The sequence below is a fragment of the Cryobacterium sp. 10I5 genome (genome assembly GCF_035019865.1).
Classification (GTDB): Bacteria; Actinomycetota; Actinomycetes; order Actinomycetales; family Microbacteriaceae; genus Cryobacterium; species Cryobacterium breve_A.
The window spans coordinates 1-6,711 of record NZ_JASJVI010000135.1 but is presented as its reverse complement, the minus strand read 5'-3'; the positions used below and the strand labels follow the sequence as shown (position 1 = coordinate 6,711).

Below are 6,711 nucleotides of genomic sequence, written 5' to 3'. Positions count from 1 at the left end.
TCAACGAACCCGAGAAAGCAGGAACGAACTCAATGACCGCCTAGAGAATATGACTCATACAGGTTGACATCTTCCGCACCGGCACGACCCAGTCACGACCAGGTGCCACTTCTTGGTCATCTCAAGGACGGGGATTCCGCGAAAGCTGTGTTCGGCGTGTACAACGCTCTCGCGGTGATGGCCTATCTGCTCAGATCGATCGAACCGGACAGTGGCTGGCCCGCCAGGGCCGTGGAGCTCCTAAACTCTTTTCCCGAATCTGGCTGTGTGACGATCGAATCGATGGGCGTCCCGGATGCCTGGCCGACGCTTGAGCTCTGGCGCGCCTGATAGGCGGCACGCCCGGCATTGAATCGATGCACGTGAGCTTGCCAAAGGCAACCGGAGCGCTTCATCTCGGTTGAAGTTATCAGGGGAGTCCTGATCGTCGGAGATGTGGTTACCGGGACTCTGCGCTGAGCCGGTTCAAAGGGGCGTCCCGGCGTGTGTATCGCGGCGAAGGGGCCTCCTCATCGTGTCTCAACGATGAGGTTCGTCGATGCTGAAAGCTGAAACGGATTCGCGGTCGAATCGGATTAGGTGGGCGTCGATGGCGAAGATTTTGAGCTTGTCGGTTGTGGTGCGTAGCTTGTTGAGCGCGTCGCTGTCGATGTTTAGTGCTGCGCATATTTCGGCCGGTGTCATCAGGGGTGAGATAGGTGCGGGCTTGATCACGCGTTCTCCTCCGTCGGCATCGGCGTGAGTGCCGCAGTGTGGGCTGTGGCGATGGCGGTGATTTTGTCGGGTCTGAACCCTGTCCAGTGTTCGGTGCCAACGGTCACGACGGGTGCGTTTCGGTAGCCGAGTTGTGTGACCACGTCGGCGGCGACCTGGTCGTGGGTGAGGTCGATGGTCTCGTAGTCCAGGCCGACGTTGTCGAGTGCTCGTTTGGTCAGGGTGCAGTGGATGCAGTTCGGCAGTGTGTATACCGTGAGTGGTTCTGGCATCGGTGGGTCCTCTTTCTCTTATCTCCCATTGTCTTTTGGCGAAGACCTTGAGACAGCGCCAGGGGTGAATGTGCAAGGGGCCGTGGAATACCGTAGCGCAGCGAGGATATGCCGCGAAAGCCCTTGCGCAGGGGGGAATGGTGCGTACGATCAGATCGTAAAAGGCAACGGAGTTGTCGCAAAGAAGCCTCGTCGACCAGCGGTCGACGAGGCTTCTTTGATCAGTTCAGAGCCGAAGGCTACCTCTCAGTCTTGGGCGTGGATGCGGCGGCCGTGGTGCGTGGTCTGCGGGTCCGCGGCGTGTTCTTGAGTATTTGCGGGTCTGGGGGCCAGCGAATATTGCCTTCGGGGGCCATCGATATTGCCGCTGGGTGCCACCCAGCCGCGCAGCCGGGGGCCACTGGCGCCCCCGACCGCGCGAGCCTCAGGCCGTGGCGTGACCGGCGGTGTGTTCTCGCATGTTGTGGCCGCCGGTCTCGACCCAGATGGTGTTGTGCACGATGCGGTCCATGATCGCGTCCGCGTGAACCCCGGAGCCAAGGCGCTGGTGCCAGTCCTTTTGGGCGTATTAAGTGCAGAACACTGTTGATGCCTGATCGTAGCGGCGCTCGAGGAGTTCCAACAGCATGCTCCTGGTGCTCTCGTCGGGCTCGTCGAGGAGCCATTCATCGATCACCAGGAGCGTGAATGCGGCGTACTTGTTCAAGAACTTCGTCGTGCCGGAGGGTTTATCGCGGGCCAGCTGCCAGGCCTCTTCGAGCTCCGGCATTCGAATGTAGTGTGCTCGCACCCGGTGCCGGCACGCGGCTTTCGCCAACGCGCAGCCTAGATATGATTTCCCCGACCCGGTGAATCCCTGGAACACAACGTTCTGTTGCCGGTCGATGAAAGGGCCGGGGCAGTCTGCTCTTCTTCTGCCTCCCGGCCGCGTCATATGTCCACGTGGTGGCGGCGGTGTCGGGGGCGGTGCTGTTGAGTTGGTTGTAGGCGTTGTAGCTGTCGTCGATGGGTGCCGCGCGGAACTTGGGGTGGGTGAGGCTTGGGTATGGTGAACTTCGCTCCAAGCGAAAACGAATCTTCAGAGATCAGGAGTCAACCAAACCGGGGGCCGTTCCAGCCGACAGAATGCTACGGTCAGGTCAGGATCACTTGATCATTGACGAGACGGCGTTTCTGCGTCAGTCGCACGGGCACATCCGGTGCAAGCCGGTGTCGCAAAGGCACGGGACCCCTTGGGTTAGCCGGCCTATCAACAGACAGGACCGACGCTCAATGGGCGTTTTGCGAAAATCAGTAGACCGGGTGAACGTCCGTGGCCTCTTGAGGCCGTCTGACGGGACTGTCCAAAGCACACGGTGGTACTTTGCCGCCCTGGCGATGGCGTCTCTGATCGTGTCCGTGCCTGCTGCGTTTTTCGAAGCGACCGGCGGCGTGATAGTGCTGATGCTTTTGGGGTCAACGGTAACGTTGCTGTCATCGTGCGTTCACGTCCTCCTGAGTCGGCAGGTACCACTGTGGCTGGACGTATTGGACACGGTTGCGATTGTTGTTCTCGGGCTCGCCAGTCCGTCCACGACGACGGTGATCGCCTACGTGCTCACCGCGATCTGGTTTCGAGCCTTCTACGGATCGATCTGGCGTTCTCTGCTGCGATGTGTCCTCGGGATGGCAGCGCTCTCTGCGACAGTGCCGTTGTGGTCGTTGATTCCGACCCACTCGGTGCCACCGACAACGACGGGCTTATACGAGTCGTTCCCGCTGATATTCATCGCCGTTTTCATCGCCCGCCAAATGGGCGGTGGCCTGCTGGCGCGAGAGCAGGCCACTCGGCGCGATACCGTGTTGGCCGCCACCGGCTCGCAATTGTTGGGCCTCACTGACGAGACCTTGATCAGGGCTCTCGCTTGGGCGGCTTGTGCTGAGATTTGTGATGCCACTCCAGGTTTGCGCCTGCTCAAACTGGTGCGCGATGGCGCCGAGTTGAGGGTTCAAGGAGTTGCCGGCAGCTTCCTTAGTGTTCCGGGAGCGTTTCCTGGGACCGTCGTCTCGTCCACAACGGATCCAGGGGATGCGCGGGTCCTTCAGCCGGGACCGCTGGATGACGCCGTCGGCGTCGACCTCGCCTGGTCGTGCGTTAGTTTGCGGGGATTGCACGAAAACGCCTGGATGCTGGTAGGTGCGCCGAAGAAGATCCCCTCAGATGCGTTGTTGTCTGTGCGTGATTTGGTCAACCAGGTGGCTCTGGCCCTCCGCAATAGTGACGTGCATCAACAACTCACGTTACAAGCCCAATATGATTCGTTGACTGGGCTGGACAACCGGGCTTCCTTCACCGCGAAGCTGGCCTCAAGCCTCGCGGACCAGGCGCATCTGGACGGTCTGCACGTTTTGTTCCTCGACTTAGACGACTTTAAGGATGTTAACGATGTCCTGGGTCATCGTGCCGGAGATGCGGTACTTCTCGAGGTCGCAGCGCGGCTGCGCGGGTGCACTCGCCCCGGCGATGTCTGCGCGCGACTGGGCGGCGATGAATTCGCCATCTTGTTGCGCGGTACCACGGCCAGCGCTGCTAGGGACGTCGCTCAACGCATGATTGACTCGCTGACACCACCCGTGCGCGTTGGCGAACGCTTTGCGCAGGTCGGTGCCAGCGTCGGGATCGCGACGCTCACACCCGGGATTGATATCGATGAGCTTGTACATCAAGCCGATATCGCGATGTATGCAGCCAAAGCCAACGGCAAAGGTCAAGTACAGGGCTATCACGTGGGGCTCATACACACCGGTGCGACCCGGCTAACAACCGAATGGGCCCTCGCAGTCACAGCTATTCGCACGCGCCCACTCCGTGGAGCGCGTTGATCATTTTTGTGTCTCTGAGGCTCTCCTCACGCTCGACGAAGGTCAAAAACCTATCCTGACAGCGGTGCCTTGCTGAGGTCTAGCATCCCGCCAGCGTGCCGGAAGAAGCGAGTCCCGACCGGCGCCGACACGCAGGCCCGCTCGCCCGCTTCCTCGCTCGAGATGCCCTGGCCAACGAGGCCCCCAGAAATCCTGGCGGTGCTCCCGGTGCCACCCCGGCGGCCGGCCTGGCGACCGCATCGGTTCTCGCCCGAGTTGCGTGGCCATCCAACCCTTCGGACGTCCCATAATCCACCTCCATGATCGAGGTGTTGCTTCCACCGGTTGAATCCACTCTTCTTGTTGTATCCGCTGTAGAGAAGAACAATCTTGCAGCCGTGAAATGTGCAGAACACTCGGAGAAGTACCTGGCGGTCGATGCCAGACATATCCATCGGCGGCGCTAGGCCGGCTTCAGTAAAAATCGCCTGCAACGATTTGCGCACGCGAAACTCGTACAGTCCATCGCCGAGTGATTTCCCCCACTCGCCTGCGCAAATGTCGATTCCATAGACCTCGAGTACGTGCTCGATTGCCGCGATGAGGACCGCCTGCTCGTACGGAGGGAGCGAGTCCACGAAGCGGTCAAGGGTATCGCCCTCATATTCAACAGTCCAGGCGGCCAATATCGTCCTCTCTTATGGTGCGCCGTGAGCTTATCGAGTCCGGGAGCGCCCATAGGCCCGTAGGATCCCTTCAAAGAGCCACGATGGTGGCATCAGCGGCCCCGGTGTCGAGGGATAGTGGCGTGTGCCCGGGCAATTGGTCAACAGCTTGTTGGACAGCGGGGCGCTGGCTCTCCCCGGCCCGCGCGATTGCTTGCATGCCGGTCCAGTTCGTCCTCAGGTATGGATCGGAACACGTGGGATCCCGCTCACCGATTTCTTCGCCACCGGAAACGCGGGTGCCGGTGCGTGCGCCGAGTCGAACTTATTGTCGAGTCCCGGGTGTGTGTCTCGGCGAAGGTGCCCCGTCGGCGAGGCTGAAAGTCAGGACGGACTGGCGGTCATCGCGGAGGAGGTGTTCGTCGATGGCGAAGGTTTTGAGCCTGTCGGTGGTGCGCAGCTTGTCGAGGGTGTCGATGCGCAGTGCTGCGCATACTTCGGCTGGAGTCATGAGAGGTGAGATGGGCAGCGGCTTCCTCACTCTTTCTCTTCCTTCAGTATCGGCGTGAGCGTGGCGGCTTGTGCTGCGGCGATGGCGTTGATCTTGTCTGGCCTGAACCCCGCCCAGTGTTCGGTGCCAACGATGACGACGGGTGCGGATCGGTAGCCGAGTTGTGTGACCAGGTCGGCGGCGGCTTGGTCGTGGGTGAGGTCGACGGTCTCGTACTGCAGGCCGACGTTGTCAGAGCGTGAGGAAGCCACAACCGCGAGTGGCCGGCGTCGATGGGACCGCGTTGCCGTCCGTCGGCTTGGAAGGGTGTTTGCCAATCATCCAATCCTTAGGTGAGCCACCGATCAGGGGGTCTGGTTTTCCAGGGACTTGACCTTGTCGAGGAGGGCACCTATGGCGGCGTCCTGTGAGGCGAGGTGCAATTGTATTTGTTTCGCTTCTTCGAGGATCGCGCCCGCATCTTCATAGGTGGCGGCGGCTCGTGCGTCGGAGGCTGCAGCCTGGATGTTCTGGCCCACAATGATGATCGGGAGGAGCACCAATTGGAGGAACGTCTGGGCGACCCAGGCGATGATAACGATGGAGTCGTGGCTTTGAATGGCGGCCGGCAGGCTGACAAGGCTGATGGCGGCGAATGCGTAGGCCGCCCACATTGTTCCGACGCTCTTCGTGATGCCCAAGCCGATTTTTTGATTGATGCCGTTCACCCGGCCGGAATCAGCGCGCAACTTCGAGAGAACTGAGCGCACGGTCGGCGGCCCTTGGGCGGCACGTTCGGCGGCTCTCGGGTGTTGGGTGTAGTCGAAGTCTGCGCTCATTATGTCGGTGCTCCCATTTCATGTTGGAGGTGTGAAGTATCCCACCGTTGGCTCCCTCATGATTTCTGCGCGCCCCGCTTCAGCGGATATGAGCGGCAGCATGTCCAATGCTCTACGAGAGTTCTTCATCCTGGTCTTTGGGGAGGCGTGGGCGAACCCGTGACCTACGCATTGGCGAGGCTAGCGACAGAATTCCAGTTGGGGACATCCACAACATACCGGCGGTTGGTTCTAAATCGTGCGCTTTGTGCGAGGATCTGGGGATGGAGCAGGTGCAGGACTTTCGATCAACAATTTTTCATGCTGGCACGAGGGCGAGCGTGGCTTTCATCGTTGGCGTGTTCGTTGGCGTCGCCTCTGGTCTGATTGTGAAATGGGCATTCGCGCCGGCTATCGGTTGGGTTGGGGCGGCGGTCGTCTTCCTGTCGTGGACGTGGATAGCGGTAGGTCGACTGGATCATTCTGAGACCGCACGATATGCCACTCGAGAAGATCCATCCCGGTTCGCCGCCGAGGTACTCATTCTGTGCGCAAGTATCGCCAGTTTCTGGGCCATTGCGCTTATCCTCATTGAGGCTGGCACCGTGGAAGGACTGGCCAAAGCCGGACTCGTCGTCTTGGCGTTGTCAACGATCGCGGCTTCTTGGCTGATGGTCACCACCGTGTTCACCTTGCGATACGCGCACCTGTACTACAGCAACGAAACCGGGGGCATTGACTTCAATCAACGCGAGCCGCCCCGGTACTCCGACTTCGCTTACCTGGCCGTGACGATCGGGGCCACGTTCCAAGTTTCGGACACCAATCTGCAAAATCACGATATCCGCATCACCGCGCTGCGCCATTCGTTGCTTTCTTACGTCTTGGGAGTCGTTGTCCTAGCGACAACG

9 protein-coding genes, 1 pseudogene and 1 riboswitch are annotated in these 6,711 nt (G+C 60.3%); of the genes and pseudogenes, 3 read left to right on the top strand and 7 right to left on the bottom strand.

The window, feature by feature from the left end:
- Nucleotides 1–102 precede the first annotated feature (102 nt).
- A complete protein-coding gene (locus QN350_RS18710) occupies nt 103–330 on the top strand; it encodes a hypothetical protein (protein WP_323517096.1) in 228 nt (75 codons plus the stop codon).
- A 189-nt stretch (nt 331–519) separates the two neighbouring features.
- Here the strand turns inward: QN350_RS18710 and QN350_RS18705 are convergent, their stop codons facing one another.
- The 3 genes and pseudogenes from QN350_RS18705 to QN350_RS18695 form a co-directional block, all read right to left on the bottom strand.
- The gene (locus QN350_RS18705; protein ID WP_322135557.1) at nt 520–714 is read right to left on the bottom strand and encodes a hypothetical protein; all 195 of its coding nucleotides are present in this window, start codon (nt 712–714) and stop codon (nt 520–522) included.
- Nucleotides 711–986, bottom strand: coding sequence for a glutaredoxin family protein (locus QN350_RS18700; RefSeq protein ID WP_322140471.1), 276 nt, complete (start codon nt 984–986; stop codon nt 711–713). The genes QN350_RS18705 and QN350_RS18700 overlap by 4 nt, the downstream gene beginning before the upstream one ends.
- A gap of 424 nt (nt 987–1,410) precedes the next feature.
- Nucleotides 1,411–1,920, bottom strand: a pseudogene (locus tag QN350_RS18695) (ATP-binding protein).
- A gap of 245 nt (nt 1,921–2,165) precedes the next feature.
- A riboswitch (cyclic di-GMP riboswitch) is annotated at nt 2,166–2,240 on the top strand.
- Between the two features lie 123 nt (nt 2,241–2,363).
- On the opposite strand from QN350_RS18695, the gene QN350_RS18690 reads away from it, so the two are divergent.
- Nucleotides 2,364–3,848, top strand: a complete 1,485-nt coding sequence (locus QN350_RS18690; protein WP_322140472.1) for a GGDEF domain-containing protein — start codon at nt 2,364–2,366, stop codon at nt 3,846–3,848.
- 50 nt (nt 3,849–3,898) lie between these two features.
- On the opposite strand, the gene QN350_RS18685 is transcribed toward QN350_RS18690, so the two are convergent.
- From QN350_RS18685 to QN350_RS18670, 4 genes are all read right to left on the bottom strand, one after another.
- Complete coding sequence (locus QN350_RS18685; protein WP_322140473.1) at nt 3,899–4,513, bottom strand: hypothetical protein; 615 nt, start codon at nt 4,511–4,513, stop codon at nt 3,899–3,901.
- Between the two features lie 304 nt (nt 4,514–4,817).
- Nucleotides 4,818–5,003 (bottom strand): hypothetical protein, encoded by a 186-nt coding sequence (locus QN350_RS18680; RefSeq protein WP_322135561.1) that lies wholly within the window; start codon nt 5,001–5,003, stop codon nt 4,818–4,820.
- 26 nt (nt 5,004–5,029) lie between these two features.
- The gene (locus QN350_RS18675; protein ID WP_322135562.1) at nt 5,030–5,254 is read right to left on the bottom strand and encodes a glutaredoxin family protein; all 225 of its coding nucleotides are present in this window, start codon (nt 5,252–5,254) and stop codon (nt 5,030–5,032) included.
- Between the two features lie 93 nt (nt 5,255–5,347).
- A complete protein-coding gene (locus QN350_RS18670) occupies nt 5,348–5,821 on the bottom strand; it encodes a hypothetical protein (RefSeq protein WP_322135563.1) in 474 nt (157 codons plus the stop codon).
- Between the two features lie 263 nt (nt 5,822–6,084).
- On the opposite strand from QN350_RS18670, the gene QN350_RS18665 reads away from it, so the two are divergent.
- A partial coding sequence (locus QN350_RS18665; RefSeq protein WP_323517094.1) for a DUF1345 domain-containing protein occupies nt 6,085–6,711 on the top strand: 627 nt, incomplete at its 3' end.